We start from the raw sequence: 26,981 nt of genomic DNA, 5'->3' as shown, positions 1-26,981 counted from the left end.
GAGAACCACATGATTCCAGGTGAACTGCTGACCGACAGCGGAGAGCACCCGCTCAACACCGGTCTTCGCACCCTCACGCTGGTGGTGCGCAACACCGGCGACCGCCCCATCCAGGTGGGCTCGCACTACCACTTTGCCGAAACCAACAACGCGCTGGGCTTTGACCGCGCGGCTGCGCGCGGCATGCGGCTGAACATTGCGTCGGGCACGGCTGTGCGTTTTGAGCCCGGCCAGGAACGCACGGTGGAGCTGGTGGACTACGCGGGCGACCGCCGCGTGTACGGCTTTCAGGGCCTGGTACACGGCGCGCTGTAAAAATTTAAGCCAAAACAGCCTATAGCGCTTATTGGATAAGCGCTAGCAGCTATCAAAAACATAGTTCTCAGTTCTCGCGGAGCACACCCATGGCAACCATTGGACGACGCGCCTACGCCGAAATGTTCGGCCCCACCGTGGGCGACCGCGTGCGCCTGGCCGACACCGACCTCATCCTCGAGGTCGAGGCCGACTACACCCTGCGCGCAGGCAGCTATGGCGAAGAGGTGAAGTTTGGCGGCGGCAAGACCATCCGCGACGGCATGGCGCAGTCACAACGCAGCCGCGACGGCGCGGCAGACACAGGCCCCGCAGCGGGCGGCGCGGTTGACACCGTGCTGACCAACGCGCTCATCGTTGACCACACCGGCATCATCAAGGCCGACATCGGCCTCAAGAACGGCCGCATTGCGGCCATCGGCAAGGCGGGCAACCCAGACACCCAACCGGGCGTGGACATCGTCATCGGCCCCGGCACCGAAATCATCAGCTGCGAGGGCAACATCGTCACCGCGGGCGGCATCGACAGCCACATCCATTTCATCTGCCCACAGCAGATCGAAGAGGCGCTGGCCAGCGGCATCACCACCATGCTGGGCGGCGGCACCGGCCCCGCCACCGGCACCCTGGCCACCACCTGCACCCCCGGCGCCTGGAACATGGAGCGCATGCTGCAGGCGGCAGACGCCTTCCCGATGAACCTGGGCTTTTTGGGCAAAGGCAACGCCAGCCTGCCCGATGCGCTGCACGAGCAGATCAACGCGGGCGCCATTGGCCTCAAGCTGCACGAAGACTGGGGCACCACGCCCGCCGCCATCAGCAACTGCCTGGATGTGGCCGAAGCCACCGACACGCAGGTGGCCATTCACAGCGACACACTCAACGAATCGGGCTTTGTGGAGAACACCATTGCCGCCGTGGGCGGGCGCGGCATCTGCGCCTTTCACACCGAAGGCGCGGGGGGAGGTCACGCACCGGACATCCTGCGCGTGGTGGGTGAAGACAACTTTTTGCCATCGTCCACCAACCCCACCATGCCGTACACGCACAACACGCTGGATGAGCATGTGGACATGCTCATGGTGTGCCACCATCTGGATGCCAGCATTGCCGAAGACCTGGCCTTTGCCGAAAGCCGCATCCGCAGGGAGACGATTGCGGCCGAGGACATCCTGCACGACCTGGGCGCCATCAGCATGATGTCGAGCGACAGCCAGGCCATGGGCCGCGTGGGCGAAGTCATCCTGCGCACCTGGCAGACGGCGCACAAGATGAAGGTGCAGCGCGGCAGCCTGGTGGGCGACAGCGCCCGCAACGACAACCAGCGCATCAAGCGCTACGTGGCCAAGTACACCATCAACCCGGCCATTGCGCACGGCATCAGCCATGAAGTGGGTTCGCTCGAAGTGGGCAAATGGGCCGACATCGTGATCTGGAAGCCCGCGTTCTTTGGCGTGAAGCCTGCGCTCATCCTCAAGGGCGGCATGATCGCCATGGCTGCGATGGGCGACCCCAATGCCTCCATCCCCACGCCCCAGCCCGTGCACTACCGGCCCATGTTCGGCGCGTTTGGCGGAGCGGTTGCCAAGACCTCCCTCACCTTTGTCTCGCAGGCGGGTTTGGCGGCGGGCATCGGTGAGCGCTTCGGACTGCGCAAAACGCTGAGCGCGGTGCGCAACATCCGCAGCGTGCGCAAACAGCACATGGTGCACAACAGCTACACGCCCACCATGGAGATCGACGCGCAGACCTACTCCGTGCGCGCCGACGGCCAGTTGCTCACTTGCGAGCCCGCCACCGTGCTGCCGATGGCGCAGCGCTACTTTTTGTTCTGATACACCCCCCCATGAGCGCCGTTTTGCAAGACCTGATGATCCGCCTGGACGACCTGAGCGATCCGCGCATTGAAGCCTTCATGCAAGAGCACCTGGTGGACATGCGCGCCGTGTCACCGCCTGAAAGCGTGCACGCGCTGGACATGGGCCAGCTGCGTCAGCCGAACATCGCGTTCTGGTCTGCCTGGCTGACCGGAGCGGATGGCGACATGCTGGTGGGCACGGGCGCCCTCAAGCGGCTCGATACCAGCCACGCTGAACTCAAATCCATGCGCACCAGCACCCACTATCGCGGCCGGGGCATTGCGCGCCAAATGCTAAACCATTTGCTGCAAAAGGCCCGCGCACGCGGCTTTGCCCGCGTGAGCCTGGAGACCGGTACGCAACCCTACTTCGAACCCGCGCGGCAGCTCTACCTGCAGAACGGCTTCGTCGAATGTGACCCTTTTGCCGACTACTGCCTCGACCCTTGCAGCTTCTTCATGACCCGTACGCTGTAAACAAACGCGCTCCCCAGGCTTGAGCCCCTGGCACACAATGCGCGTTTGCCCGCTGCAACAAAGAATCTCCATGATCCAAGCCTCCAAACTGATCCCCCAAGGCAAGGGCCTTGCACCCGTGCTGGTCAAGCGCGCCACCACCATCGAGCTGGACTGGGACGTGCGCCAGAAAAGCCGCTTTGCCGCCACCGACTCCGCCGGGCGCGAACTGGGCATCTTTTTGCCACGCGGCACCCTGGTGCGCGGCGGTGATGTGCTGGTGGCCGAAGACGGCTCCATGGTCCGCGTGATTGCTGCGCCGCAGCCCGTGCTGGTCATCACCCACTGCAAAAACCACGGCACCCCGTTCGACCTGACCCGCGCCGCCTACCACCTGGGCAACCGCCACGTGCCCATCGAGCTGCAGCCCGACCACCTCAAGATCGAGCCCGACCACGTGCTGGCCGACATGCTGCGCGCCATGCACCTCATCGTGACGGAGCAGAACATGCCATTTGAACCCGAAGGCGGTGCCTATGCTGCGGGGCATGGCGGCGGGCACCACCATGGGGGTCACGGCCATAGCCATGACCACGATCACGAGCATGGTCACGCGCACGATCATGGACATGACCACGGGCACGCTCACACAGAGGTACCGGCTGCGGCCACGCCCCCAGGCCGAGGCCGCACCGTGTCCATCCCCGTGGTGGCCCAAGGGCACGTGCACGGCCCGAACTGCAACCACGACCACTGAGCCACCGCCCATGCGCCTGGACCGCCCCGCGCCGCTGCCGGCCGCCAGCTTTTTGCAGCTGATGTGGCTGGCCTCGCCCGCGCTACCCGTGGGCGGGTTCTCGTATTCCGAAGGGCTGGAAAGCGCCATTGAAAACGCGGGCCTCGCCAGCGAAACCGCCGTGGGTGACTGGCTGCTGGACCAGCTCCACATCACCCAGGCCCGGGGCGACATGGCCCTCATCGCCAAGGCTGTGGGTGCGTGGCGGCGCGCCGACTGGGCGCATGTGCGCGAACTCAACGACTGGGTGCTGCACACCCGCGAAACCAGCGAGCTGCGCCTGCAGACCGAGCAAATGGGCCGGTCCATGGCCGACTGGCTGCGCAATCAGAACCAGGGCGACGAGACCCTGATGCCCGCCGTGCGCCACCTGGCCGCATTGCCCCCCACCTACCCTGTGGCATTCGCACTGGCCGCCTCCACCACCCAGGCGCCCGTGCGCGATGTTCTGCTGGCCTACGCCTTCGGCTGGGCCGAAAACATGGTGCAGGCCGCCCTCAAATCCATGCAGCTGGGCCAAAGCGCAGGCCAGCGCATCCTGGCAAAGCTGGCGGACGCAATCCCCGCCGCCGCCGACCACGCCATAGGCCTGATGGACAGCGAGCGCCAGGCCTTTTCGCCCATGCTCGCCATCTTGAGCGCGCAGCACGAAGTGCAATATTCAAGACTTTTCCGCTCTTAGCGCTTATCCCATATGCGCTACCAGCTATCAATTTCATAGTCCGCAAGAACCATGACGAACACACTGCACCACATCCCCCACCGCACCAAGAACCTGCCCCCTTTGCGCGTCGGCATCGGCGGCCCCGTGGGCTCCGGCAAGACCACCCTGCTGGAGATGCTCTGCAAAGCCATGCGCGACGACTACGACCTCATCGCCATCACCAACGACATCTACACCAAGGAAGACCAGCGCCTGCTCACCGTCAGCGGCGCCCTGCCCGCCGAGCGCATCCTGGGCGTGGAAACCGGTGGCTGCCCCCACACGGCCATCCGCGAGGATTGCTCCATCAACCTGGAGGCCATCGACCGCATGCTGGGCGAGTTCCCCAACGCCGACATCGTGTTTGTGGAAAGCGGCGGCGACAACCTGGCCGCCACCTTCAGCCCCGAGCTCTCGGACCTCACCATCTACGTCATCGACGTGGCCGCTGGCGAAAAAATCCCGCGCAAGGGCGGCCCCGGCATCACCAAGAGCGACCTGTTCATCATCAACAAGACCGACCTGGCGCCCCACGTGGGCGCCAACCTGGACGTGATGCACGCCGACACCACCCGCATGCGCACCAACGCCCAGGGGCTCAAGCCATTTGTGATGACCAATCTGAAGAACCTGAGCGGGCTCAGCGAGGTGATCGGCTTCATCGAGACGCGGGGCATGCTGAAAAAACAGGCGCCCGCAGTCGGCTAGAATTCCCGCCTTCCCTCCCGGAGACTTGGGTGAGTGGTTTAAACCAGCAGTCTTGAAAACTGCCGACGGGCAACCGTCCGTGAGTTCGAATCTCACAGTCTCCGCCAGCACACACAGAAACGGGCCTTCATGGCCCGTTTTCTTTTCCCGACTTCCCGGCGGACTCATCCGGCCAGACTGGCTCCCTGCCCGAGGGGTGTGAGCTCTTCGGGGCGGCAAACCGTATCGCTGTCAGCCAGCCGTATCCACAAGCCCGTGCGTTTGATGATGACGTAATCCACGCTGACCGTTCGGCCTTTATAAAGAAACTGCGCGCCAGGTTTGTACAAAATCATTGTGCTTGTGTAGTCGGCTGCTATTGCACTGTGATGGCAGGTTTGCTGACGCCGAGTATGTTGCCCACAAATGCGCATCGCCGCATTGAGCAACCGCAGAAACCAATAGCGCACTCGGGCTTTCGGAGGGCCTGCAGATTCCGCAGTCTCCGAACCCGGCCCAAAAAAAAGCCCGCAGGTTGCGGGCCGAACACTTGCGCGTTGCAAGCGGGAGGGATGTCGAGGGGGAATCGACGTCTGAATGGTAGGCCGCAGAACTCGCCCGGGATGTAGGACGCTTCTGATTTTTGTGCTCGTGCACATGCGGTTACGACTGGTGACCTGTGCAGGCGCGGTACGGGCGTCAGCGACGCCCGCATCCGTTATGGTGATGGCTTGCATTCAGGAGCATGTCACTTATGAACCGACCCATCGCATGGACTCTCGCATGCAGCTTGGCACTGGGCGCCGCCCTGGCAGGCTGCGCCAGCCCCGGGCCAGCACCTGCCCCGCCCGGCAGCCCGTCTGCCACCGCACCAGCCCCGGCGCCCGCCACTGCGTGCAATGCACAGCCAGCCCAGTTTGCCGTGGGCCAGAACAGCACGGCGTCCGTCATGGAGTCCGCCCGGGTGCGCTCAGGCTCGCAAATGGCGCGCATCCTGCGGCCGGGGCAAATGGTGACCAAGGAGTTCAACGCCCAGCGCCTGAACCTGCAGGTAGACGCGAACGGCCGCATCCTGGCGGTGACCTGCGGCTGACAGGAACACCTGCTGTCTGGCGGGCCACTTTTGCGTCAGTCCGCCAGAAACAGCTCCTGCAGATCGCTCAAAAAATCAAAGCCCCGTTCTGTGGGCCGGACATGCGTGAGGCTGCGCTCGATCAGACCCTTGCGCTCTGCGGCCTCCAGCCCCTTGGCAATGGCGGTGACGGGCAGGCCGGTGCGGTCCATGAAGTCCTGCAGCGCAAACCCTTCACGCAGCCGCAGGGCGTTGAGCATGTATTCAAACGGCAGCTCGGCGCGGCGCACGTCTTCATCCTGCGCCATGGCCCGCCCGGCCAGGGCGTTGTCCATGTAACGGGCAGGGTCCCGAAAGCGCACCTGCCGCACCACGCGGTGCGCAAAACTGAGTTTGCTGTGGGCGCCCGCGCCAATTCCCAGGTAGTCGCCAAACTGCCAGTAGTTGGTGTTGTGGAAACACTGGTGTCCGGGCTGCGCATAGGCCGATATTTCGTAGCGCGCCATGCCCGCCTGGCCCGTCATCTCGGTGATGCGGTCGAGCATGGCGTAGGCCTGGTCGTCCTCGGGGATGGCTGGCGGAAACTTGGCGAAGTAGGTGTTGGGCTCGATGGTGAGATGGTAGATGGAGATGTGCGGCGGCTTGAAGGCCAATGCCGTCAACATGTCCTGCTCCAGCTCCTGCGGCGTCTGGCCCGGCAGCGCGTACATGATGTCGAGGTTGTAGGTGTCAAACGACGCGGCGGCCTCTTCCACCGCCGCCATCGCCTGGGCGCGGTCATGCACGCGGCCCAGGGCCTTGAGGTGCTGGTCGTTGAAGCTTTGCACCCCCACCGACAGGCGCGTGACACCGGCCGCGCGGAAGGCGCGAAAGCGGTCTTTCTCGAACGTGCCGGGGTTGGCCTCCAGAGTGATTTCGCAGTCGGGCGCAAGGAGCAGGCGGGCGCGGATGTCGCCGATCAGCCGGTCAATGGCGGCTGGAGAAAACAGGCTGGGCGTGCCACCGCCGATGAAGATGCTGTGCACCGTGCGGCCCCAGATGAGCGGCAGCGCGGCCTCCAGGTCGGCCATCAGCGCGTCGATGTAGCGCTGCTCGGGAACCCCTGCATTGCCAGCCGCATCCCCGCCACCTTCGCGATACTCATGCGAGTTGAAGTCGCAGTACGGGCATTTCTTGAGGCACCACGGCAGGTGCACATAAAGCGACAACGGTGGCAGGCTTTGCAACTGCAGCAGGCCAGGGCGCATGTAGTGCTGGATGTCGCGCACCACGGCGGGTTCGGCCTCTGCCTGCGGCGTGATCGGAATATGAACCACGTTCAGTGCCCCTCTTACAGCCAGCGTTCACGCATCAGCGCCAGCATTTGCGCGGCCGAGCGGCCCCGGTGGCTGTGGGCGTTCTTCACTTCCACAGGCAGCTCGGCAAAGGTCTTGCCGAATTCGGGGATGAACATCACAGGGTCAAAACCAAATCCGTTGCTGCCCCGGGGTTCGGTGGTGATCTCGCCCACCACCCGGCCCACGGCAATCAGTGGCTCCGGGTCTTGCGGGCTGCGCACGGCAACCAGGGTGCTGACCATGGCGGCGCGGCGGTTGGCGACGCCCTGCAACTGCTCCAGCAGGGCGCGCACGTTGTTGTCGTCGCTTTTCTCGTAGCCAAACTGGGTGCAGTAGTAGGCGGTATCGACGCCCGGCAGGCCGCCAAAGGCATCCACACACATACCGGCGTCATCCGCCAAGGCGGGCAGGCCGGTGTGGGCCGAGGCAAAGCGGGCTTTGGCCAAGGCATTCTCCACAAAGGTGCGAAATGGCTCTTCGGCCTCACCCACGCCCAAGTCGGCCTGGCGAACCAGCTCGACCCCGAGTGGCGCGAACATGGACTGCAGCTCGGCCAGCTTGCCACGGTTGTTGGATGCTAGAACGATTTTCATGATTCAAATTGGCATCTAGCGCTTATCCATCAAGCGCAAGCAGCTATCAATTAGTGAGCAATATCAGGTTAGAGGGTTAGGGGGTTTCCAGCAGCGCCCGTTGCTGCAACTGCACCAGCTCTGCGATGCCTTTTTCGGCCAGCGCGAGCAGCTGGTCCATCTCCGTCCGGGTAAACGCCACGCCTTCGGCCGTGCCCTGCACTTCCACAAAGTGGCCTGCGCCCGTCATCACGACGTTCATGTCGGTGTCGCAGTCCACGTCTTCCACATATTCAAGATCCAGCAGCGGCGTGCCCTGCACGATGCCGACCGAGATGGCCGCCACCGGCTGCACCAGGGGGGACTGCGTGATCTTGCCGCTGGCCAGCAGCTGGTTGACCGCATCCTGCGCTGACACCCAGGCGCCGGTGATGGCCGCGGTGCGGGTACCGCCATCGGCCTGGATCACGTCGCAATCGAGCTGGATGGTGCGCTCGCCCAGCAGCTTGAGGTCAAACACGGCCCGCAGGCTGCGGCCGATGAGGCGCTGGATCTCCTGCGTGCGGCCGGTCTGCTTGCCGCGCGCGGCCTCGCGGTCACTGCGGGTGTGGGTGGCGCGAGGCAACATGCCGTATTCGGCCGTGACCCAGCCCTCGCCGCTGCCGCGCTTGTGGGGCGGCACGCGCTCTTCCACCGAGGCGGTGCACAGCACCTTGGTGTTGCCGAACTCGATCAGCACCGAGCCCTCGGCGTGCATGGTGTAGTGGCGGGTGATGCGCACGGGGCGCAGCTGGTTGGCAGCGCGGTCGCCGGTGCGTTTAAAGGTCATAGCGTTCTTTCTTGATTCGTAGCGCAATCTATGCAACTGGCGCGCCCCCGGCCAGGGCCACCGCGCAAGGGCCGCCCCGCCGCGCTGGTGGCGTTCCCCTCCCCGGCGAAGCCGAGAGGAGGGGGAAGGCGCGAAGCGACTCAGGGGGAGGCTCAGGCTTTCCGTGCAGCAGAGCGGCGGATGGCTTCGTTGATCTCGGCGATGGACCGCTCGATGGCGGCATCGTCCAGGTCGTCCACCAGGCCATCGAGTGGCCCGGCCTGGATGGTGGACGCAAACACGTCGTCGCTGATGCTGTCGGTGGACACGCCCTGGGTGGACTCGAACGCGTCGGGCGTCTCCCACTCCAGCGCGATCACGGTCACGTTGTCGCTGCTGTCACCCGCCTTGCGCAGGGCGTCCTCCACCAGCTCGGGCACAGCGTGCGACACCGTGTTGCGGGCCAGCTGTTTGGCAATCTCCTCGTCGCTGAGCGTGCCCCACAGCCCATCCGAACACAGCAGAATGCGGTCGCCCTGCTCCAGGTACACCGGGCCGGTGATGTCATAGATGGGCTTGGTGGGCGAGCCCAGGCAGGTGAACAGCACGTTGCGGTTGATGCGCTCCAGGCCCGGCGGTGGGGAGTTGCGCAGCTCCATGTAGGAGTGGTCGCGGGTGCGGGTCAGCAAATCACCGTCGCGCACCATGTACAGCCGCGAATCGCCGCAATGCACCCAGGTGGCCGTGCCGCCCTGCAAAACCGCAGCCACCAGCGTGGTGCGCGGCGTGTCGAGCATGCCCTTGTCGGTGGCGTAACGCAGAATCTGGTGGTGCGCCGCCAGCAGCGCGCCCGACAGGAACTCCTGCACATCCTTGAGCTGCGGCTTGGCCTGGCGCTGGAACAGCGCGGAGATGGTCTGCAGCGCGATCTGCGCCGCCACTTCGCCTTCCGGGTGGCCACCCATGCCGTCGGCCAGCACAAACAGGCCCGATTCGCGCGTGTAGCAATAGCCCATGCGGTCTTCGTTCTTCTCGCGGCCACCACGGCGGCTGATCTGGAAAACCGAGAATTTCATAGCGAATCACGCAAACAGGGCGTCGTGTTCATTTGGGTTTGGCTCCGATACCGGTGGCTTCACCCACCTTTTGCACGTTTTTCTTGGTGTCGGACACCAGGGTGTCGAGCTGCAGGCGCATCTTCTCGGCCACCGTCAGTTTGGTGTAGCGGCGCTCGCCCTCGCGGCTGAGTTCCTTTTGCAGCGCAAATACCGACTGCGGGCGCGACAGCGGATCGAGCGCCATGCACCACTCCACCACCTCGATAAGGTTGTCGGAGTACACGCCACGCAGCTTGGTCAAGGCCAGCGACAGGCGGTCCTTTTCGATGCGCTGGGGTGCCTCGTTGGGCGGAAAGCCCTGCATGCAGGCGTAGATGCAGGCACCAATCGCGTAAATATCGGTCCAGGGGCCCATGGACGAATCGCGCCGGTACATCTCGGGGGCGGCAAAGCCTGGCGTGTACATCGGGCGGATGAAATTGCCCTCTTTGGACAGCACCTCGCGCGCGGCGCCAAAGTCGATCATCACGGCCTTGTTGTCGTCGGTGATGAAGATGTTGGCCGGCTTGATATCAAGATGCAGCATCTTGTGCTGGTGCACGATGCGCAGCCCGCGCAGCACTTCGTCGAACAGCGAGCGGATGGTGGATTCGCGGAAGACCTTCTGCGTTTTCAGGTCCCGCGCGGTGATGATGAAGTCCTGCAGGGTCGCGCCCTCCAGGTAGTTCATCACCATGTAGACGGTTTCGTTCTCGCGGAAGAAGTTGAGCACGCTCACCACCGAAGCGTGCGAGATCTGGGCCAGCGCCCGGCCTTCTTCGAAGAAGCTCTTGAGCCCCAGGCGGTAGAGCGAGAGTTTTTCTGACTGCACCTTGGGCAGCAGCTCGCCCGGTGCACGCGTGGCCAGCGAGGAGGGAAGGTATTCCTTGATGGCGACCTGCTGCCCTTCGGCGTCCAGGGCCAGATAGACCACACCAAAACCGCCCGATGACAACCGGCGCACCACGCGGTAGCCGCCTATTGCGGTATCGGGCGGCAAAGGAGCCGGCTTGATTTTTGACATATTTTGCGAAGATGACTCGGGGGTGGAGCGGAACCCGGATAATCGCCGGATCGCAAGCAACCATCAAAAAGTCCAATGCCAGTTTACAGCATGACCGGATACGCCAGCGCACAGCATGGCGCATCTGCCACTGGCGCTGAAAACGACACCCGCGCGCCCCAATCACGCAGACTGGGGCTGGAAATCCGCTCGGTCAACAGCCGCTTCCTGGACCTTTCGTTCCGCCTCCCCGATGAACTGCGCGCCATGGAGCCCGCGCTGCGCAGCCTGCTGACCGCCCGCCTCAAGCGCGGCAAGGTTGAAGTCCGCGCCGCCCTGGAGAACGAGGACAGCAACACCCTGCAGGACCCGCCCGCACGGCTGCTGCAGCGGCTCAATTCTTTGCAGGATTCCGTCAAGGCATGGCTGCCGGCGGCGGCACCCCTCACGGTAGCCGACGCCCTGCGCCTGTGCGCCAACGCCCCATCGGGCTCTGAGGACTGGAGCGATGCGGTTCCTGCTTTGGCCGAAGAAGCCCTGACCGCCCTGATGGCCGCCCGCGAACGGGAGGGCAAGCGCCTGGCCTCCATGCTGCTGGACCGGGTCAAGCAATTGCGTGCCCTGGCCGAACAGGCCGTCCCCATGGTGCCGCTGCTGGTCGAGCAGCAACGGCTGCGCTTCATGGAGCGCTGGAAGGAAGCCATGGCGCTGACCGACGGTGCCACCCTGCCCGAGGCAGCCCGTGACCGCGCCCTGACCGAGGCCACGGCGTTTGCCATCCGCATTGATGTGGCCGAGGAAATCACCCGGCTGGACTCCCACCTGGACGAAATCGAACGCCTTCTCAAGAAAGGCGGCGAGGTGGGCAAGCGCCTGGACTTCCTGATCCAGGAGCTCCACCGCGAGGCCAATACGCTGGGCTCCAAATCAGCGGCCCTTGACCTGACCCGCATCAGCGTGGACATGAAAGTGCTGATCGAGCAAATGCGCGAGCAAGTTCAAAACATCGAATAAAACTCATTTTTTGATAGCGCTTCGCGCACATCAGCCATGGACTATCCCGGAAATCTCATCGTAGTTGCGGCCCCCAGCGGCGCTGGCAAATCCAGCTTGGTCAAGGCCTTGCTGGAGCTGGACTCGCACGTCCACCTGTCAATCTCCCACACCACCCGCGCGCCGCGCGGGCAGGAAAAGCACGGCCGCGACTATTACTTTGCATCGCAATCAGAGTTCGATGCCATGGTGGAAGGCAACGCCTTCGTGGAGTGGGCGCACGTGCACGGCAACCGCTATGGCACCTCCAAGAAGGCGATCGAGGAGCGCATTGCCCAAGGCTCGGATGTGATTCTGGAAATCGACTTTCAGGGCGCGCTACAGATCAAGCAGGCTTTCGCCAATGCAATCCTCGTGTTTATCCTGCCGCCGAGCTGGGAAGAACTGCGTTCGCGCCTGGAGCGACGGGGCGAAGACTCCCCGGAAGTCATCGAAGTCCGTCTGAAGAATGCAGCCGAGGAGATGGCCCAGGTCAGCAAATTCGACTTCGTTATAATCAACGAGTTGTTTGAGCGCGCGCTTTTCGACCTGAAAGCCGTAGTTCACGCCCAGCGACTCAAGTACGCCGCCCAGCGCCGCGCCCGTGCTGACACCTTCCAGTCGCTCAATATCACCTGAATCCCGGAGTAAAACGATGGCACGCATCACCGTAGAAGACTGTCTGGAAAAGATCCCCAACCGCTTCCAGCTTGTGTTGGCCGCCACGTACCGTGCCCGCATGCTGAGCCAGGGCCATGCACCCCGCATCGAAAGCCGCAACAAGCCTGCAGTCACTGCCCTGCGCGAAATCGCCGAAGGCAAAGTGGGCCTTGAGATGCTCAAGAAGGTTCCTGGTTGAGGTTTTCTCGGGCGCAGCCCCAAACAGCACCGCAAAAGCGGTGCTTTTTTTTGCCCCGAAGCGGTGTGGTGCGCTCCCGCGCTACATTTGAGGCATGAACGCGGTGCTCAACTCACCTTCTGCAACGCAAGCCGAGCCGGGCGAAACGCCGACGGCAGGCACTTTGTCGGCAGCCGCCGCGGCCGCCAATGCGGCTGCGGCCAGCTTTGCCGCGTTGACGGACAGCCTTGACTACCTCGACGCCTCGAGCATCGAACAGGTACGCCAAGCCTACCGTTTCGCTGACGAGGCCCACCTGGGCCAGTTGCGCAACAGCGGTGAGCCCTACATCACCCACCCCATTGCCGTGGCTGCCCAGTGCGCCACCTGGAAGCTGGACGCGCAGGCCCTGATGGCCGCCTTGCTGCACGATGCCATGGAGGATTGCGGCGTCACCAAGGCCGACCTGATTGACCGGTTTGGAGCCCCCGTGGCCGAACTGGTGGACGGGCTCACCAAGCTGGACAAGCTGCAATTCAATACGCGCGAGGAAAACCAGGCTGAGTCTTTTCGCAAGATGCTGCTGGCCATGGCGCGCGACGTGCGCGTCATCCTCATCAAGCTGGCGGACCGCACGCACAACATGCGCACGCTGTCGGACATGCCACGCAGCAAATGGGGTCGCATTTCTTCGGAAACGCTCGAAATCTATGCGCCCATCGCCCACCGACTGGGTCTCAATCAGACGTACCGGGAACTGCAGGACCTGGCATTCCGGCACCTGCACCCATGGCGTTACGCGACGTTGTCCAAGGCGGTCAACAAATCGCGTAACCGCCGTCGTGATCTTGTTCAGAAAGTGCAGACCGAAGTGGATGCTGCATTTTCCAGAATCGGCATGAAAGTTCGTCTTGCCGGCCGTGAAAAGACTTTGTATGCCATCTACCAGAAGATGGACCTCAAGCATTTGAGCTTTGCCCAGGTGACGGACATCTACGGCTTCCGGGTGATCGTGCCAACCGTCACGGACTGTTATACCGCCCTGGGCGTGCTGCACCAGATGTACAAGCCGGTACCCGGCAAGTTCAAGGATCACATCGCCATCGCCAAGCTCAATGGCTACCAGTCCCTTCACACCACGCTGGTGGGCCCGTCTGGCGTGAATATCGAGTTTCAGATGCGCACGGACGAAATGCACGTCATAGCCGAGGCCGGTGTGGCTGCACACTGGCTGTACAAGGCACAGGACGGTGACGGCTCGTCGGCCGAAAGGCTGGGAACCAAATGGCTGCAGTCCCTGCTCGACATTCAGAACGAGACCCGCGATGCCGCAGAGTTCTGGGACCATGTCAAGGTGGACCTTTTTCCTGATGCAGTCTACGTCTTCACCCCCAAGAGCCAGATCATGGCTTTGCCACGTGGCGCCACCGTGGTGGACTTTGCCTACGCCATCCACAGCAACGTGGGCGACCGCACCACGGCAGCCAAGATCAACAACGAGCAAGTGCCGTTGCGCACCGAACTCAAGAATGGCGATGTTGTGGAGATCATCACTGCCCCGGTATCCACGCCGAACCCGGCCTGGCTGGGTTTTGTGCGCACGGGCCGCGCGCGCTCCAAGATTCGGCACTACCTGAAAACGCTGGCGCAGAACGAATCGGAAGGCCTGGGCGAGAAACTGCTGACTCAGGCTATCCGCGCGGAAGGGCTAGAGCGGTTGCCGCCCATGAACACCGAGACCCAGCCGATGTGGGACAAGCTCCTGCGTTTTACAGGAAACCGTACCCGCAGCGAACTGATGACCGACCTGGGTTTGGGAAAGCGTATCGCCAGCATTGTCGCGAAGCGGCTCATGGTGCTCATGTCTGAACACGGGCACCGCCCCGACGCGCTGCTGATGACGCGGGAACGCTACACATCCCACGAGACGCTTTCGCAGGGTGCTGTGACACTCGACGGCAGCGAGAATGCATCAGTGCAATACGCGTCCTGTTGCCGCCCCGTGCCTGGAGACAGCATCGTGGGTTATCTGGGCCGCGGTGAAGGCCTGGTCGTTCACAACGTTCACTGCACCGTCGCCAAGCGGTTACAGCACAAGGATAGTGAACGCTTTATCGCGGTGGACTGGTCGGACGAACCAACGCGCATGTTTGAAACCGGGGTCGTGGTGACGGTCACGAACGGCAAAGGCGTACTCGCCCGCGTAGCTGCGGAACTGGCCAACTCGGAAGCAGATATTACCCATGTGGACATGGACGACGAGGCCGCCCTTGACACCACGGACTTGCGTTTCATCGTGGCTGTGCGGGATCAGGCCCACCTCGAAACAGCACTTCGCAACCTTCGTCGCACCCAGGCCGTCATTCGCGCCGCACGCATCACCCCGCAGGCCGCATGAACGCGCACAGCGCGGTAAGCAGCGTCGCTAGCCTTAGCGTCCGGGAGAACTCAGCTCTGCCGGACGCTATTTTTAATCCTCACGGTCGTTGCGTTGCGGATATTTCACTGACACCACTTCAAGACTTCGAACACCTCCTGGAGTGGGGAGCAGGACTTCATCCCCTGTGCGCGCTTTCAATAGCGCACGCGCGACAGGGGAAATCCAACTCACCTGCAATTCGCGGCTGTCTGCCTCATCAATGCCCATGATGGTGACTGTGCGTTCTGTGCCTTCATCCTCGACGTAAGTAACCGTCGCGCCAAAAAACACCTGTTCGCTTCCCACGTGCTGGCTGGGATCAACCACTTCGGCAATTTCGAGCCGCTTGGTGAGAAATCGGATTCGCCGATCGATCTCTCGCAAACGCTTCTTGCCGTAGAGGTAGTCGCCGTTTTCAGACCGATCTCCATTGCTCGCAGCCCAGTGAACGGTTTCCACCACTTTGGGCCGCTCGTTGTCAATGAGGTTCAGCAGCTCATCACGCAGGCGCGCGTATCCTGCTGGAGTGATGTAGTTCTTGCCGCCCGCAGGCAACGCAGGCAACACCAATTCATCCTCATCGGAAGCATCGGTTTCTTTGGTAAAGGCCTTGCTCATGGCAGGTATCCCCTTCAGCGAAAACGCTGGGACAAATGAAAAAGCCTGCAATCTTGCGATTGCAGGCTTTAAACATTGGTGCGGCTGGCAGGAATCGAACCCACGACCCCTTGGTTCGTAGCCAAGTACTCTATCCAGCTGAGCTACAGCCGCTAAGCTTTGAATTATAGCATGATTTCTTGGCGACCCTTGAAATCAATTTTTAACTGACACCTGCCGCGTTGGCCTGGCCAGCACAAATACAAATCAATGCAGCCTTAGATTGTAATGCACTGGAGCGACTCCAAAAAAGAAAGACGCTCATCGCAAAAAAGAAAGCTGGCTGCGATCCTGTTGATCGCCCATTCGGATGAATGGGTGGTAGGGCGTGTTGGACTTGAACCAACGACCAAAGGATTATGAGTCCTCTGCTCTAACCAACTGAGCTAACGCCCCAAGCCATGCTCCAGCGCTATACAACGGGGCAAGCGCCGTATTGTAGGGGCTTTACTTGCGGTAGCTGAGGGCGTTGGACACCAGCTTTGATGTGATGTCCACGATCTGGATCATGCGGTCGTATGGCATGCGCGTGGGGCCGATCACGCCCAACGTCCCGACCACTTTGCCATCCACCTCGTAGGGCGCACTGACAACAGACAGTTCCTCGAACGGCACCACATGGCTTTCACCGCCAATGTAGATGCGCACCCCTTCAGCCTGGCTGGAGATGTCCAGCAACCGCAGAATCTGGGTTTTCTGCTCGAACAGATCGAATGCACGCCGCAGGTTGCCCATGTCGCTGGAGAAATCGCTTACCGCCAACAGGTTTCTCTCGCCAGAAATCACGACCTCGTCTTGTGCCTGGGACAGGGCCTCGGACCCCACATTCACCGCAGCTTGCATGAGCGAAGCGATCTCGCCGCGCAGCACATCCACCTCAGATTTCAGTCGCTCACGTACCTGCTCCATTGCAAGCCCGGCGTAATGCGCGTTCAGAAAGTTGGAAGCCTCGATGAGTTGCGACTGGGAGTAGTCCACATCCGTGAAGATCACGCGATTCTGAACGTCTCCCTCAGGCGAAACGATGATGACCAAAAACCGCCGCTCGGACAGCCTCAAGAACTCAATGTGGCGGAACACCGACGTTCTGCGAGGCGCCATCACGACACCCACGAACTGCGAAAGACTGGAGAGCAACTGGGCAGCGTTGGCGATCACCTTCTGCGGCTGTTCGGGCGCTAGCTGGGGAGGGGTCAGGGGGTCCCGCTGCACTGTCAGCATGGTGTCCACAAACAGCCTATAGCCTCGTGCCGTGGGTATGCGACCAGCTGACGTGTGGGGGCTGGCGATCAGCCCCAGCTCCTCCAGATCCGCCATGACGTTTCGGATGGTGGCTGGAGACAAATCCAGCCCGGACGCGCGCGACAAGGTGCGGGATCCGACAGGCTGCCCATCGGCGATATAGCGCTCGACCAGCGCTTTGAGCAACAACTTGGCACGGTCATCGAGCATGGGATGATTTTAATGATGTAATTTCGTGATGACGTCCAATTTCCGCCATGTCGCACTCATAGGCAAGTACCAAGCTTCTTCGGCGGGCTCCATCGGTGAAAGCTCCCGCCTGGCCCTGGAAGACATCGCCCATTTTCTAGAGCGCCAGGGTTGCGAAGTGATGCTGGAAGCTGAGACCGCAAGCAACACCGGGCTCACACACTATCCAGTCCTGAATGTAGACGAGATAGGCAGTCGGTGCGATTTGGGCCTGGTGGTCGGGGGTGACGGCACCATGCTGGGCATAGGTCGGCGGCTCGCCCGGTTTGGGACGCCCCTGATCGGCATTAACCAGGGACGGCTTGGCTTTATCACCGACATTCCTTTCGATACCTATCAGGCCACTCTGCCCCCCATGCTTCAGGGTGAATACGAGGAAGACTTGCGACCGCTGATGCACGCTACGGTCGTGCGCGACGAGCGCGTCGTCTTCGAAGCCCTCGCGATGAACGATGTCGTTGTGAACCGAGGCGCGACTTCAGGCATGGTGGAATTGCGGGTCGAGGTCGGCGGCCGATTTGTGGCGAACCAACGCGCAGACGGACTCATCATCGCCTCACCCACAGGGTCAACGGCGTATTCGCTGTCAGCCGGTGGTCCCATGCTTCACCCCTCCATTCCCGGATGGGTGCTCGTGCCCATCGCACCCCATACGCTCTCCAACCGACCGATTGTTCTGTCAGATGCCACCGAGGTGGCGGTTGAGGTTGTGAGTGGTCGGGATGTCAGTGCCAATTTTGACATGCAGTCACTGGCCTCACTGCTGCATGGTGACCGCATTCTGGTGAAAAGGTCAGAGCACTGCGTGCGGTTTCTCCATCCTCAAGGCTGGAACTACTTTGCCACCCTGCGCAAAAAATTGCGCTGGAATGAAGGGGGATCCTGACCATGGCGCTGCGGCGGATCACCCTGCAGGACTTCGTCATTGTCCAGGCCCTGGATCTGGAGTTGCAAACAGGCTTCACGGTGCTGACGGGTGAAACTGGTGCGGGGAAGTCGATCCTGATCGACGCTGTCCAACTGGCGCTCGGGGCGCGCGCAGATGCGGGCGTGGTGCGCGAAGGCGCATCCCGTGCCGACATCAGTGCCGAGTTTGACTGCCCGGCCGCAGCGCAACCGTGGCTCGACGAAGCAGGCTTCGAGGCGGGCGACACCCTGCTGTTGCGCCGCACGATCGACGCGCAGGGCAAGAGCCGGGCATGGGTGAACGGAACGCCGGCAACCGCCACACAGCTGCGGGCGCTGGGCGACATGCTGCTTGACATCCACGGCCAGCATGCCTGGCAAAGCCTGACCCGCCCCGATTCGGTGCGCGAACTGCTCGACGCCTATGCTGGCCTGAGCCAGGCTGACGTGACGATGCACTGGAGCCGATGGCGTGCCGACCAGAAAACGCTGCAGCAGGCGCGGCAGGACCAGGCCACACTGCAGCAGGAACGCGAGCGGCTGCAGTGGCAGATCGGCGAGCTGGACAAGCTCGCGCCTGCCGCAGACGAATGGGAAGAGCTGGAAGCGCAGCACAAGCGCCTGTCGCATGCGCAGGCGCTGATGGAGGGTGCGCAGGCCGCGCTCCAGGTGCTGCAGGACGACGACGCTGGCGCGCTGGCAGCCCTCACCCGCGCACATTCCCTGCTGCACGGGCAGGAAGATATCGAGCCCGAATTCGCCAGCCTGGCCGACATCCTCTCGTCCTGCCTCGCGCAGGCCGGTGACGTGGCACACTCGCTGCAGCTGTATCTGCGCCATGCCGACATGGACCCCCAGCGCCTGGCGGAACTTGACGCCCGCATCTCCTCCTGGATGACCCTGGCGCGCCGGTACCGCCGCACGCCTGCGGAGCTGCCCGCCCTGCTCCAGGGCTGGAAAGACGAGATGCGCCGCCTGGACGCCGCGACCGATCTGGCACAACTGGAGGCTGCCGAAGCTGCCAGCGCCAAGGCCTATCACGCTGCGGCCCGCACCCTGTCGCAGGCGCGGGCCAAGGCGGCGCCCCGCCTCTCGGCCGCCATCACGCATGCCATGCAGGGCCTGGGCATGGAGGGGGGCAAGTTCGAGGTCTCCGTGGCCAAGCTGGCCGAGCCCGCTGCGCATGGGATCGACGATGTCGAGTTCCTGGTGGCGGGGCACCCCGGCATGTCGCCACGCCCCATCGGCAAGGTGGCGTCGGGCGGCGAGCTCTCCCGCATCTCGCTGGCGATCTCGGTCACGACCAGCCAGCTAGGTGCCGCGCCCACGCTCATCTTCGACGAGGTGGACTCCGGCGTGGGCGGTGCGGTGGCCGAAACGGTGGGCCGCCTCATGCAGCAGCTGGGCAGCGACCGGCAGGTGCTTGCCGTCACGCATCTGCCGCAGGTGGCATCCTGCGCGCACCACCATCTCAAGGTGATCAAGCGCAAGCAGGCCGAAGGCACAACCAGCAGCGTCCAGCCCATCCAGGGTGAAGTGCGCGTAGCCGAGATCGCCCGCATGCTGGGCGGCGAGAAGTCCACCGAAACCACTCTGGCGCATGCGCGCGAAATGCTGGAGCTGGCGGACGCGGCGGTGGAAAGGGCGCGGTGATGGCAACGCTTGAGATCGTGGTGATCACCGGCATGTCCGGATCGGGCAAGTCGGTGGCCCTGCACGCGCTCGAGGACGCGGGCTACTATTGCGTCGACAACCTGCCACCCGAGCTGTTGCCCGCCTTCGTCGCGCTGGAGCACCGCCACCACGGCAACCGGCTGGCCATCGCGATGGACGTGCGCAGCGCCACGTCGTTGCACCAGGTGCCGCAGGAATTGAACCGGCTGCGCAGCGAGGGCGTTTCGGTGCACTCGATCTTCCTCGACGCTACGATCGACACCCTGGTGCGGCGCTTTTCGGAAACGCGGCGCCGCCACCCGCTGTCGCATGCGGACCTGCAGCAGGGACGCAAGGCGCTGGTGCAGATCATCGAGGTGGAGCGCGAATTGCTCGCCGCGCTTCGCGAGCAATCCCATGTGATAGACACCAGCACCATCCGCGCCTCGCAGCTGCAAAGCTACGTCAAGGGGCTGATGGCCGCCACGCCGGGCCAGCTCACGCTGGTGTTCCAGTCCTTCGCGTTCAAACGCGGCATTCCGATGGATGCGGACTACGTGTTCGATGTGCGCATGCTGCCCAACCCGCACTACGAGCCAGCGCTGCGCGACCTGACCGGGCAGGACGCCCCGGTGGCCGACTTCCTGCGCCAGCAGCCCGAGGTGGCGCTGATGCAGCAGCACATCGAGAACTTCCTGGCGCACTGGCTGGAGATGCTCGACCGCAACCACCGCAGCTATGTCACGGTGGCCATCGGGTGCACCGGCGGCCAGCACCGCTCGGTGTACCTGGTGGAACGGCTGGCAGAGGCGTTCAGCAGCCGCTGGCCAGCCCTGCGCAGGCACCGGGAAATGGATGGTCGATAGTCCGCTCAAACATGCATGATGCTATTATTTTAATAGCTGTTTGCGCATACCAGATAAGCGCTGAAGGCCAATTTGACTTGAATTCCGGCGTTTACCAGAGCTGTACCTGCGTCGCCTCGAGCAGCTTGCGTATCGGCGCCGGCAAACCGATCGCATCCCACCGATCCAGCGCGAACCAGCTGCCCTCTTCCAGGGGCCGCTCCGGCAACGCCCCCGACACGAGCACCGGATGCAGGTGCAGGTCGCGGTGGGTGAGCACATGCACGAAAGGCTGCAGCTCCCCGATCTCCAAGCCGGCGGCTTCGCGCAGTGATTCCACACAGCGGTGCAGTGCCGCGCTGTCCTCAAACACCGGCACGCAATGCATGCCAGCCCAGATGCCACTGGCGGGACGCTTCTGCAGCCAGGCTTGCCCGCGCTCGTTCTTGAGCAGCAGCAACTGCCACGACTCCGACCTGCGCGAGAGCTTACGCGTGCGCACCGGGTACTTCTCGGGGTTGCCCGCAAGAAAAGCGGCACAACCTCCATTCAAGGGACACTGCCCGCACAGGGGCCCCCGTGGGGAGCACACGGTAGCGCCCAAGTCCATCAGCCCTTGCGTATACCGGGGCATGGCAGTGCCCAGATCTTCCTGCGGCAGGAGTTGTTGTGCCCGGTCCCACAGGAGGCGTTCGTTTCGCTGCTGCGCCAGATCGGCATCAAAACCCAGGTAGCGGGTCAGCACCCGGCGCACATTGGCATCGAGAATCGGAACCCGCTCGGAAAAGCAGAACGCCGCGATAGCCCCTGCCGTGGAGCGACCGATGCCAGGGAGTGTGGCAAGCGCCTCGGCGCTGCGCGGAAAGGCGCCTCCGTGCTCGGCCACCACCTGCTGTGCGCAACGGTGCAGGTTGCGCGCCCGCGTGTAGTAGCCAAGCCCGCTCCACAACCCCATCACCTCGTCTTCTGGCGCAGTGGCAAGGGCGCGCACATCGGGAAACCTTGCGAGGAATCGCGCGTAATAGTCAAGCACCGTGGAAACCTGGGTCTGCTGCAGCATGATTTCCGACAGCCAGACCCGGTACGGATCCCGCGTCTGTTGCCAAGGCAGGTGGTTGCGGCCGTGAGATGCCTGCCATGCAACCACGAGTGAGGCTACGCCCTCCCGCCCCCCCTCGCTCATGCAGGTACCAATTGCCGATCCGACGTCACGGGGTCAAGGCCGGGCACAGCAACCAGCTGGGAGGTCAACTCCTGCAGCCTCTGCTCCAGCTGAATCAGCTCATCCTCGCTCGCTTCAATTTCTGCGATGCGCTCCACCAAACCGCTGGCCGCCTGTTGAATGCGGTCTACAGCTTCGATGCGACGCGCGAAGCTGCGTCGACGCTCCCTCAACTGGGCGTCCAGTTGGGCTGTAGCGGATTTACTCCAGAGTTCAAGATCGTTCGCCGCCGATTCGTACACAGTGCGCAGACGCATGGCCAGAGCGCGAACCAGACGTTCCGCAAACTCGGGCTGGGCGAGCTTCAATGCGTTCCCCATGCCAAGGTATTGGAGATGGCTCTGTTCAATCTGACTCAGATCATGCGTGAAGTGCTCCAGTTGCGGAGGCGAGGGGACCTGCAGAGAAAAACCAAACTCGGCATTGAGTTGCCTGAAGGTTCCACCCAGCATCGCTTGGATTTCAGTGCCTGAAGCCTGCGCCTTGTCCAGCGTACCGCGCAACTTGTCGAACGTTTGAAGGTAAATTTTCTTTACACCCAGCTTGAGCCCTTTTTGCTGCAGGGTCTGCGCCAACTCTGCAAGCTCGACTTTGAGCGCCTTGGCACCCAGCTGCTGAAACACATCTCGAAGCAGCTTCAGGTGGACTGCACGGACCGCCTGAATTTTGGAAGTGCTCAGGTCAAACTCCCGCTGCTCCTGCTCGATGCGGTGCCGCATCGATTCAATGACGGACGCATTCTTGCCGCGCAGGCTTCGCAATTCAGCCATCTGGTCGTCGAGATCTCGACGTCGGATGTTGATGACCCGGGAAGTCTCCGTGCGCAAACTGGCCACACCATTGGCCACAGCCGCCCGCAAGATGGATTGCCGCCGACCCATGATGCCCTTGGCCAGCGCCTCTTCCAGAACAGGCAGGCCGCTGGTTTCGAGCAGAAGATCGTCAGCAGTGATCTTGGCAACCAGCCCTTTCTGCGCTGACACGGGGACAACCCTCTCCAACGGCACACCGAGCATCTCTGCAGACGTGCTGCACTGGCGCTCCATCTGCGCGTGCACCTGCTCTGCAGAATTGAGCGTATCCCACAAGGTGTCGATCTTGTTGAGCACCACCAAGCGGGCATCCATGCTGTCGGCCGAGATCGCCAGATGCTCTCGCCAGATGGAAAGATCAGACCGGGTCACTCCGGTGTCTGCACTCAGGATGAAAACAACCGCATGCGCCTGCGGGATCAGGTTGACGGTAAGTTCAGGTTCAGCACCCACTGCATTCAGGCCGGGTGTATCCAGAATGACCAACCCCTGTTTGAGCAAAGGATGCGGAATATTGATGAGGGCGTGGCGCCACATCGGCACCTCCACCAACCCCTGCGCATCTGGGACCGGATTCTCATCGGTCAAGTCATCGTGCCAGAAGCCCAATGCCCGCGCATTGTCCAGACTGACCTTTCTGACTTCCGCCACTTTTTCGAGCGCCTTGGCGATCTGGTCCGCATTACCGACATCCAGGGGAATTTCCAGCCACCGGTCCGTCTTGACCCGCCACTCCGCCAGGCTCTGCATCTGCAGTCGGGTTTCAATCGGCAGCAATCGAAGGCTGGGCACCACGCTGGCGTCGTATCCGAGTTCGGTGGGGCACATGGTGGTGCGCCCTGCACTCGCAGGCATGATGCGGCGGCCATAGTCTGCAAAGAAGATCGCATTGATCAACTCGGACTTGCCGCGCGAAAATTCAGCCACAAACGCCACCATGACCTTGTCGCTGCGAACCTGCTCCTCCAGGCGCTGCAACCGTTCCTGGACAGCCGAATCCATGAGTTCGTGCGAGGACATCCACTCGGCCAGCCGCTTGAGTTGCTGGGCGAACTCCCGCCGCCAGGCACCATGCTGGTCGAACTGTTCGTTGAATGAAGGTCCCACTTTGCTCCCAGAGATCTAAGAATGACCTGCGCGGCAGGCATACACAAAATATAGCATCGACCGCTCGTGGCCTATCATCGAACGGGGAATTCGTGCATCGCCCGAGTCAAGGCCGCTGGCACGCCGGGCAGAAATAGCTGCTCCTTTGACCTTGGCGCAACACCTTTATGGGCGTGCCACACACATGGCATGGCGCTCCATCTCGTCCATAGACGCTGGTCTGGTTCTGGAAATGGCCCGCCACTCCTTCTGCGCTGGAAAAATCGCGCAGCGTGCTGCCCCCCATGGAAACGGCCCGCGCCAGTACTGTCCGAATGGCGGCGTGCAGTTTTTGTGCCCGTACAGGTCCGATACGCGCGGCACTGGTCGTCGGGCGGATACCGGCCATAAAAAGCACTTCGGAAGCATAGATATTGCCCACGCCCACCACCAGCCGACCCGCCAGGAGCAACTGTTTGATGGGCATGCGGCTCTTTTTCAGCCCGGTCTGAAAAGCTGTGAGCGAGAACTCGTCGGACAGCGGCTCCATTCCAAGGCCGTCCAGAAGTTTCATTGCAACGGGGTCTTGCTCCCCATGAACGTACACCACGGCTCCAAACCGGCGTGGGTCATGCAGTCGCAGTGTGCCCCGGGTGGTCAGCATCTCGAAATGATCATGGACCCCAGCAGGTGGTAATCCCCCACCGAAGCGCAGGCTGCCCGACATCCCCAGATGCACGAGCAGTAGTCCAACACTCGTATCGGCCAGCAAATATTTGCCGCGCCGGCGCAGCCCCACGACCTCTTGCCCCACCAAATCCTGGGGTGCACAACCCAAAGGCCAACGCAAGGGTTTCCCGAGAGCGACTGCCTCAATGCGCGCGCCCCTGATCGGCTCGGCCAAGCTGAGGCGTGTCACTTCCACTTCGGGCAACTCAGGCATACAAAGGGCCCGACGACGGGTTTAGAGGCATGGATTATTATGGCCCGATGGTGCTACTTCACAGCTTTCGGATTGCCGCTTTGACAACAGTGGTTGCGGTAACCGTCCACTCGGCATGGGCGCAAAAGACGGGCAGTGAAACAATCGACGTCATCGGCAAACCCCAGGTAGCGTCCGGTTCCGCCTTGGACGCAGAGTTGTTTTACGAGATCTTCCTGGGCGAACTCAGCACCCGCACGGGCGACCCCGGCGCGGGCTACGCTTTCATGCTGGAAGCTGCACGCCGCAGCGCCGACGGCCAGCTCTACCAAAGAGCTGCGGATATCGCACTGCAGTCACGATCAGGTGAGCATGCCCTTGCGGCCGCCAAAGCATGGAAAGAAGCACTCCCCGAGTCGCGCGAAGCAAACCGCTACGTACTCCAGATTCTGATTGCGCTCAATCGCATCGGCGAAACCAGTGATCTGTTACGCCAGGAACTTGCCCAGGCCCCCCCCCGCACCAAAGCCTCAACGCTGTCTGCGCTGCCGCAGATGTATGGCCGTGCGAGTGAAAAAGTCCTCGCCGCAAAAGTGGTGGAGTCAGCCCTGGTGGATGAACTCGCACATCCAGCCACTGGTCCCGTAGCCTGGGTCTCCCTGGGGCGTCTGCGATTGGCGGCTGGAGACCGAGCCGGCGCGCTGCACGCCGCGCAGCAGGCACAGGCACTCGACGACGCCAATGAAGGCGCTGCCAGGCTGGCGTTGGATCTGATGGAGGAAAACACACCCGAGGCCGAAGCACTGGTAGCAAAGTCCCTTGCCAAGCAACCGGTACCTGAGTTGCGCATGTCGTACGCACGGGTTCTTTTGGGCCTGCAGCGTTATTCCGACGCGCGACGGCAAATGGAATACGTGACAAAGGAAAAGCCCGATGCTCTGGAAGCTTGGCTCGTCCTGGCCACGCTGCAAGTGCAGGACAACCAGCTCCCTCAGGCGGAAATTGCGCTTGGGCGCTACATGGACCTGCTTTCCTCCGCTACCGATGCACAAGTTCGTCAGAGGGGACTTACCCAAGCGTATCTTCTGCATGCGCAGATCTCGGAGAAAAAACAGGATTTCACCGCAGCAGAAGCGTGGCTCAACCGCATCGACAACGCTGACGAAGTGTTTGGTGCCCAAACCCGCCGCGCCTCGCTGCTGGCGCGTCAAGGCAAAGTGGCGCAGGCACGGGCGCTCCTGCGCGATCTGCCGGGGACATCATCGGATGACAAGCGCACGAAGCTGGCCGCAGAGGTTCAACTCTTGCGCAACCTGCAGCTGTTCAAGGAGGCTTACGAAGTTCAGACTGAGCTCGTGACACTCGCGCCCGATGACGCGGAACTGGTCTACGACCAAGCCATGCTTGCGGAGAAAGCCGGCCAGCCGGACACCATGGAGCAATTGCTGCGTCAGATCATTGCCCAAAACCCTCAATACCACCATGCCTACAACGCTCTGGGTTACTCGCTCGCAGACCGGGGTGTGAGGCTGGAAGAAGCCAAACAGCTCATTCTCAAGGCGCTCGAGTTTGCGCCCTCCGACCCGTTCATCACCGATAGCCTCGGCTGGGTGGAATTTCGCCTGGGCAACAAGAGTGAAGCCAGGCGGCACCTGGAAGCCGCTTACAAGGCACGTCCCGATGTCGAAATTGCGGCGCATCTGGGTGAAGTGCTGTGGAGCCTCGGTGACAAGGACGCTGCCATGAAGATCTGGAGAGAAGGATTGAGGACCAGCCCCGGCAACGAAACCTTGAAAGAAACGCTGGCACGCCTCGGAGTGAACCTTTGATGCGGGACGGGAAATCAATACCCTTGGTCCGCCAGGAATTTCTGCATGGCCCCCAGCGGCTTTGGGGGGCCCTCTTGCTGCTTTTCAGTGCGTTCTGGCTGGCCGGCTGTGCGCAGCCGGTCAAGATGCCGGGCAATGATGCGGATATGTGGAGTGGGCGCATTGCCCTGCAGGTGGAAGAGCAGCCATCTCAATCATTCTCTGCAATATTTGAGTTGCGGGGCACTGCGCAAAGCGGTGAACTCGTGCTGGTGAGCCCGCTGGGCAATCGCCTTGCGCAGCTGGAGTGGAAAGACGGACACGCACAGCTGACGAGCGCCCAGGAGACTCGGACCTCCGACTCACTGGACGCCCTTTTGCAGGAGGCCACCGGGACCCGGATTCCTGTTGCTGCGTTATTCGGGTGGCTCAAGGGCGAACATTCCACCATTCCTGGCTGGAGCGCAGACCTCTCTGCACTGGAGGACGGACGCCTCGTGGCGCGCCGCGATGACCCCGCTCCGAAGGCAACGCTACGGATTGCGCTGACGCGCTAGCCTGGCCCCTGATGTTCGTTCGCTGACCG

The 26,981-nt window shown here is 62.4% G+C and carries 27 protein-coding genes and 3 tRNA genes; 17 read left to right on the top strand and 13 right to left on the bottom strand.

Features of this window, described 5'->3' with window-relative positions:
• Positions 1-9: 9 nt before the first annotated feature.
• From AAFF19_RS06450 to AAFF19_RS06420, 7 genes are all read left to right on the top strand, one after another.
• Entirely contained in the window at positions 10-315 is a 306-nt protein-coding gene (locus AAFF19_RS06450; protein ID WP_342721514.1) for an urease subunit beta, read from the top strand.
• A gap of 89 nt (positions 316-404) precedes the next feature.
• A complete protein-coding gene (ureC, locus tag AAFF19_RS06445; protein WP_342721513.1) occupies positions 405-2,150 on the top strand; it encodes an urease subunit alpha in 1,746 nt (581 codons plus the stop codon).
• 11 nt (positions 2,151-2,161) lie between these two features.
• Positions 2,162-2,650 (top strand): GNAT family N-acetyltransferase, encoded by a 489-nt coding sequence (locus tag AAFF19_RS06440; RefSeq protein WP_342721512.1) that lies wholly within the window; start codon positions 2,162-2,164, stop codon positions 2,648-2,650.
• 70 nt (positions 2,651-2,720) lie between these two features.
• Positions 2,721-3,386 carry an urease accessory protein UreE gene (ureE, locus tag AAFF19_RS06435; RefSeq protein WP_342721511.1) on the top strand — a complete coding sequence of 222 codons (666 nt, stop codon included), beginning with the start codon at positions 2,721-2,723 and terminating at the stop codon, positions 3,384-3,386.
• A 10-nt stretch (positions 3,387-3,396) separates the two neighbouring features.
• Positions 3,397-4,107 carry an urease accessory UreF family protein gene (locus tag AAFF19_RS06430; protein WP_342721510.1) on the top strand — a complete coding sequence of 237 codons (711 nt, stop codon included), beginning with the start codon at positions 3,397-3,399 and terminating at the stop codon, positions 4,105-4,107.
• A gap of 51 nt (positions 4,108-4,158) precedes the next feature.
• Positions 4,159-4,836, top strand: a complete 678-nt coding sequence (gene ureG, locus AAFF19_RS06425) for an urease accessory protein UreG (RefSeq protein ID WP_342721509.1) — start codon at positions 4,159-4,161, stop codon at positions 4,834-4,836.
• 19 nt (positions 4,837-4,855) lie between these two features.
• Positions 4,856-4,943 (top strand) — tRNA-Ser (locus AAFF19_RS06420).
• A gap of 57 nt (positions 4,944-5,000) precedes the next feature.
• On the opposite strand, the gene AAFF19_RS06415 is transcribed toward AAFF19_RS06420, so the two are convergent.
• Complete coding sequence (locus AAFF19_RS06415) at positions 5,001-5,171, bottom strand: hypothetical protein (RefSeq protein WP_342721507.1); 171 nt, start codon at positions 5,169-5,171, stop codon at positions 5,001-5,003.
• A 398-nt stretch (positions 5,172-5,569) separates the two neighbouring features.
• On the opposite strand from AAFF19_RS06415, the gene AAFF19_RS06410 reads away from it, so the two are divergent.
• Positions 5,570-5,908, top strand: coding sequence for an I78 family peptidase inhibitor (locus AAFF19_RS06410; protein ID WP_342721506.1), 339 nt, complete (start codon positions 5,570-5,572; stop codon positions 5,906-5,908).
• Between the two features lie 35 nt (positions 5,909-5,943).
• Here the strand turns inward: AAFF19_RS06410 and hemW are convergent, their stop codons facing one another.
• The 5 genes from hemW to AAFF19_RS06385 form a co-directional block, all read right to left on the bottom strand.
• Positions 5,944-7,203 (bottom strand): radical SAM family heme chaperone HemW, encoded by a 1,260-nt coding sequence (gene hemW, locus AAFF19_RS06405; RefSeq protein WP_182118293.1) that lies wholly within the window; start codon positions 7,201-7,203, stop codon positions 5,944-5,946.
• 14 nt (positions 7,204-7,217) lie between these two features.
• Positions 7,218-7,817: an RdgB/HAM1 family non-canonical purine NTP pyrophosphatase gene (gene rdgB, locus AAFF19_RS06400; protein ID WP_182118292.1), complete on the bottom strand. Its 600-nt coding sequence runs from the start codon at positions 7,815-7,817 to the stop codon at positions 7,218-7,220.
• Between the two features lie 76 nt (positions 7,818-7,893).
• Positions 7,894-8,625, bottom strand: coding sequence for a ribonuclease PH (rph, locus tag AAFF19_RS06395; RefSeq protein ID WP_182118291.1), 732 nt, complete (start codon positions 8,623-8,625; stop codon positions 7,894-7,896).
• A 152-nt stretch (positions 8,626-8,777) separates the two neighbouring features.
• Positions 8,778-9,680, bottom strand: a complete 903-nt coding sequence (locus AAFF19_RS06390) for a PP2C family serine/threonine-protein phosphatase (RefSeq protein ID WP_008905071.1) — start codon at positions 9,678-9,680, stop codon at positions 8,778-8,780.
• A gap of 28 nt (positions 9,681-9,708) precedes the next feature.
• Positions 9,709-10,725, bottom strand: coding sequence for a serine/threonine-protein kinase (locus tag AAFF19_RS06385; protein ID WP_008905072.1), 1,017 nt, complete (start codon positions 10,723-10,725; stop codon positions 9,709-9,711).
• 75 nt (positions 10,726-10,800) lie between these two features.
• Here AAFF19_RS06385 and AAFF19_RS06380 point away from each other — a divergent pair, with 75 nt between their 5' ends.
• The 4 genes from AAFF19_RS06380 (at position 10,801) to AAFF19_RS06365 (ending at position 14,972) form a co-directional block, all read left to right on the top strand.
• On the top strand, positions 10,801-11,718 hold the full coding sequence (locus AAFF19_RS06380) for a YicC/YloC family endoribonuclease (RefSeq protein ID WP_182118290.1): 918 nt from the start codon (positions 10,801-10,803) through the stop codon (positions 11,716-11,718).
• Between the two features lie 36 nt (positions 11,719-11,754).
• Positions 11,755-12,375 (top strand): guanylate kinase, encoded by a 621-nt coding sequence (gmk, locus tag AAFF19_RS06375; protein WP_008905074.1) that lies wholly within the window; start codon positions 11,755-11,757, stop codon positions 12,373-12,375.
• A gap of 16 nt (positions 12,376-12,391) precedes the next feature.
• Positions 12,392-12,595, top strand: a complete 204-nt coding sequence (gene rpoZ / locus AAFF19_RS06370; protein ID WP_005794722.1) for a DNA-directed RNA polymerase subunit omega — start codon at positions 12,392-12,394, stop codon at positions 12,593-12,595.
• A gap of 94 nt (positions 12,596-12,689) precedes the next feature.
• A complete protein-coding gene (locus tag AAFF19_RS06365) occupies positions 12,690-14,972 on the top strand; it encodes a bifunctional (p)ppGpp synthetase/guanosine-3',5'-bis(diphosphate) 3'-pyrophosphohydrolase (protein ID WP_182118289.1) in 2,283 nt (760 codons plus the stop codon).
• 72 nt (positions 14,973-15,044) lie between these two features.
• On the opposite strand, the gene greB is transcribed toward AAFF19_RS06365, so the two are convergent.
• The 4 genes from greB to hrcA all read right to left on the bottom strand — a co-directional run bounded on the left by greB (position 15,045) and on the right by hrcA (position 17,102).
• Positions 15,045-15,611 (bottom strand): transcription elongation factor GreB, encoded by a 567-nt coding sequence (greB, locus tag AAFF19_RS06360; RefSeq protein ID WP_008905076.1) that lies wholly within the window; start codon positions 15,609-15,611, stop codon positions 15,045-15,047.
• A gap of 76 nt (positions 15,612-15,687) precedes the next feature.
• Positions 15,688-15,764 (bottom strand) — tRNA-Arg (locus tag AAFF19_RS06355).
• Positions 15,765-15,969: 205 nt separating this feature from the next.
• Positions 15,970-16,046, bottom strand: a tRNA-Ile gene (locus AAFF19_RS06350).
• A 51-nt stretch (positions 16,047-16,097) separates the two neighbouring features.
• Positions 16,098-17,102: a heat-inducible transcriptional repressor HrcA gene (gene hrcA, locus AAFF19_RS06345; RefSeq protein WP_008905077.1), complete on the bottom strand. Its 1,005-nt coding sequence runs from the start codon at positions 17,100-17,102 to the stop codon at positions 16,098-16,100.
• A gap of 28 nt (positions 17,103-17,130) precedes the next feature.
• On the opposite strand from hrcA, the gene AAFF19_RS06340 reads away from it, so the two are divergent.
• From AAFF19_RS06340 to rapZ, 3 genes are read left to right on the top strand one after another with little or no spacing between them, the layout of a single operon-like run.
• Entirely contained in the window at positions 17,131-18,027 is an 897-nt protein-coding gene (locus tag AAFF19_RS06340) for an NAD kinase (RefSeq protein ID WP_008905078.1), read from the top strand.
• A gap of 2 nt (positions 18,028-18,029) precedes the next feature.
• A complete protein-coding gene (gene recN / locus AAFF19_RS06335) occupies positions 18,030-19,700 on the top strand; it encodes a DNA repair protein RecN (RefSeq protein WP_182118288.1) in 1,671 nt (556 codons plus the stop codon).
• The gene (gene rapZ / locus AAFF19_RS06330; RefSeq protein WP_008905080.1) at positions 19,700-20,566 is read left to right on the top strand and encodes an RNase adapter RapZ; all 867 of its coding nucleotides are present in this window, start codon (positions 19,700-19,702) and stop codon (positions 20,564-20,566) included. Before recN ends, rapZ begins: the two co-directional genes overlap by 1 nt.
• 91 nt (positions 20,567-20,657) lie before the next feature.
• Here the strand turns inward: rapZ and mutY are convergent, their stop codons facing one another.
• From mutY to mutM, 3 genes are all read right to left on the bottom strand, one after another.
• The gene (mutY, locus tag AAFF19_RS06325; protein WP_182118287.1) at positions 20,658-21,728 is read right to left on the bottom strand and encodes an A/G-specific adenine glycosylase; all 1,071 of its coding nucleotides are present in this window, start codon (positions 21,726-21,728) and stop codon (positions 20,658-20,660) included.
• Positions 21,725-23,686, bottom strand: coding sequence for a dynamin family protein (locus AAFF19_RS06320; protein ID WP_182118286.1), 1,962 nt, complete (start codon positions 23,684-23,686; stop codon positions 21,725-21,727). The genes mutY and AAFF19_RS06320 overlap by 4 nt, the downstream gene beginning before the upstream one ends.
• 106 nt (positions 23,687-23,792) lie before the next feature.
• Complete coding sequence (gene mutM, locus AAFF19_RS06315; protein WP_182118285.1) at positions 23,793-24,608, bottom strand: bifunctional DNA-formamidopyrimidine glycosylase/DNA-(apurinic or apyrimidinic site) lyase; 816 nt, start codon at positions 24,606-24,608, stop codon at positions 23,793-23,795.
• 29 nt (positions 24,609-24,637) lie between these two features.
• Here mutM and AAFF19_RS06310 point away from each other — a divergent pair, with 29 nt between their 5' ends.
• Both AAFF19_RS06310 and AAFF19_RS06305 read left to right on the top strand, forming a co-directional pair.
• Positions 24,638-26,416, top strand: a complete 1,779-nt coding sequence (locus AAFF19_RS06310) for a tetratricopeptide repeat protein (protein ID WP_182118284.1) — start codon at positions 24,638-24,640, stop codon at positions 26,414-26,416.
• Complete coding sequence (locus AAFF19_RS06305) at positions 26,416-26,952, top strand: lipoprotein insertase outer membrane protein LolB (RefSeq protein ID WP_182118283.1); 537 nt, start codon at positions 26,416-26,418, stop codon at positions 26,950-26,952. Before AAFF19_RS06310 ends, AAFF19_RS06305 begins: the two co-directional genes overlap by 1 nt.
• The last annotated feature ends 29 nt before the right edge of the window (positions 26,953-26,981 follow it).

This window comes from Acidovorax sp. FHTAMBA (assembly GCF_038958875.1).
Taxonomy (GTDB): domain Bacteria; phylum Pseudomonadota; class Gammaproteobacteria; order Burkholderiales; family Burkholderiaceae_C; genus Acidovorax.
The sequence above is the reverse complement of the archived record's forward strand: the minus strand, read 5'-3'. Positions and strand labels throughout refer to the sequence as shown.

What these genes read in the sequence shown, in the direction of transcription:
- AAFF19_RS06450 (WP_342721514.1), top strand. Translation starts at nt 10, where the DNA reads ATGATTCCAGGTGAACTGCTGACCGACAGCGGAGAGCACCCGCTCAAC.
- ureC (WP_342721513.1), top strand. Translation starts at nt 405, where the DNA reads ATGGCAACCATTGGACGACGCGCCTACGCCGAAATGTTCGGCCCCACC.
- AAFF19_RS06440 (WP_342721512.1), top strand. Translation starts at nt 2,162, where the DNA reads ATGAGCGCCGTTTTGCAAGACCTGATGATCCGCCTGGACGACCTGAGC.
- ureE (WP_342721511.1), top strand. Translation starts at nt 2,721, where the DNA reads ATGATCCAAGCCTCCAAACTGATCCCCCAAGGCAAGGGCCTTGCACCC.
- AAFF19_RS06430 (WP_342721510.1), top strand. Translation starts at nt 3,397, where the DNA reads ATGCGCCTGGACCGCCCCGCGCCGCTGCCGGCCGCCAGCTTTTTGCAG.
- ureG (WP_342721509.1), top strand. Translation starts at nt 4,159, where the DNA reads ATGACGAACACACTGCACCACATCCCCCACCGCACCAAGAACCTGCCC.
- AAFF19_RS06415 (WP_342721507.1), bottom strand. Translation starts at nt 5,171, where the DNA reads ATGATTTTGTACAAACCTGGCGCGCAGTTTCTTTATAAAGGCCGAACG.
- AAFF19_RS06410 (WP_342721506.1), top strand. Translation starts at nt 5,570, where the DNA reads ATGAACCGACCCATCGCATGGACTCTCGCATGCAGCTTGGCACTGGGC.
- rdgB (WP_182118292.1), bottom strand. Translation starts at nt 7,817, where the DNA reads ATGAAAATCGTTCTAGCATCCAACAACCGTGGCAAGCTGGCCGAGCTG.
- rph (WP_182118291.1), bottom strand. Translation starts at nt 8,625, where the DNA reads ATGACCTTTAAACGCACCGGCGACCGCGCTGCCAACCAGCTGCGCCCC.
- AAFF19_RS06390 (WP_008905071.1), bottom strand. Translation starts at nt 9,680, where the DNA reads ATGAAATTCTCGGTTTTCCAGATCAGCCGCCGTGGTGGCCGCGAGAAG.
- AAFF19_RS06385 (WP_008905072.1), bottom strand. Translation starts at nt 10,725, where the DNA reads ATGTCAAAAATCAAGCCGGCTCCTTTGCCGCCCGATACCGCAATAGGC.
- AAFF19_RS06380 (WP_182118290.1), top strand. Translation starts at nt 10,801, where the DNA reads ATGCCAGTTTACAGCATGACCGGATACGCCAGCGCACAGCATGGCGCA.
- gmk (WP_008905074.1), top strand. Translation starts at nt 11,755, where the DNA reads ATGGACTATCCCGGAAATCTCATCGTAGTTGCGGCCCCCAGCGGCGCT.
- rpoZ (WP_005794722.1), top strand. Translation starts at nt 12,392, where the DNA reads ATGGCACGCATCACCGTAGAAGACTGTCTGGAAAAGATCCCCAACCGC.
- AAFF19_RS06365 (WP_182118289.1), top strand. Translation starts at nt 12,690, where the DNA reads ATGAACGCGGTGCTCAACTCACCTTCTGCAACGCAAGCCGAGCCGGGC.
- greB (WP_008905076.1), bottom strand. Translation starts at nt 15,611, where the DNA reads ATGAGCAAGGCCTTTACCAAAGAAACCGATGCTTCCGATGAGGATGAA.
- hrcA (WP_008905077.1), bottom strand. Translation starts at nt 17,102, where the DNA reads ATGCTCGATGACCGTGCCAAGTTGTTGCTCAAAGCGCTGGTCGAGCGC.
- AAFF19_RS06340 (WP_008905078.1), top strand. Translation starts at nt 17,131, where the DNA reads ATGACGTCCAATTTCCGCCATGTCGCACTCATAGGCAAGTACCAAGCT.
- recN (WP_182118288.1), top strand. Translation starts at nt 18,030, where the DNA reads ATGGCGCTGCGGCGGATCACCCTGCAGGACTTCGTCATTGTCCAGGCC.
- rapZ (WP_008905080.1), top strand. Translation starts at nt 19,700, where the DNA reads ATGGCAACGCTTGAGATCGTGGTGATCACCGGCATGTCCGGATCGGGC.
- mutY (WP_182118287.1), bottom strand. Translation starts at nt 21,728, where the DNA reads ATGAGCGAGGGGGGGCGGGAGGGCGTAGCCTCACTCGTGGTTGCATGG.
- mutM (WP_182118285.1), bottom strand. Translation starts at nt 24,608, where the DNA reads ATGCCTGAGTTGCCCGAAGTGGAAGTGACACGCCTCAGCTTGGCCGAG.
- AAFF19_RS06310 (WP_182118284.1), top strand. Translation starts at nt 24,638, where the DNA reads ATGGATTATTATGGCCCGATGGTGCTACTTCACAGCTTTCGGATTGCC.
- AAFF19_RS06305 (WP_182118283.1), top strand. Translation starts at nt 26,416, where the DNA reads ATGCGGGACGGGAAATCAATACCCTTGGTCCGCCAGGAATTTCTGCAT.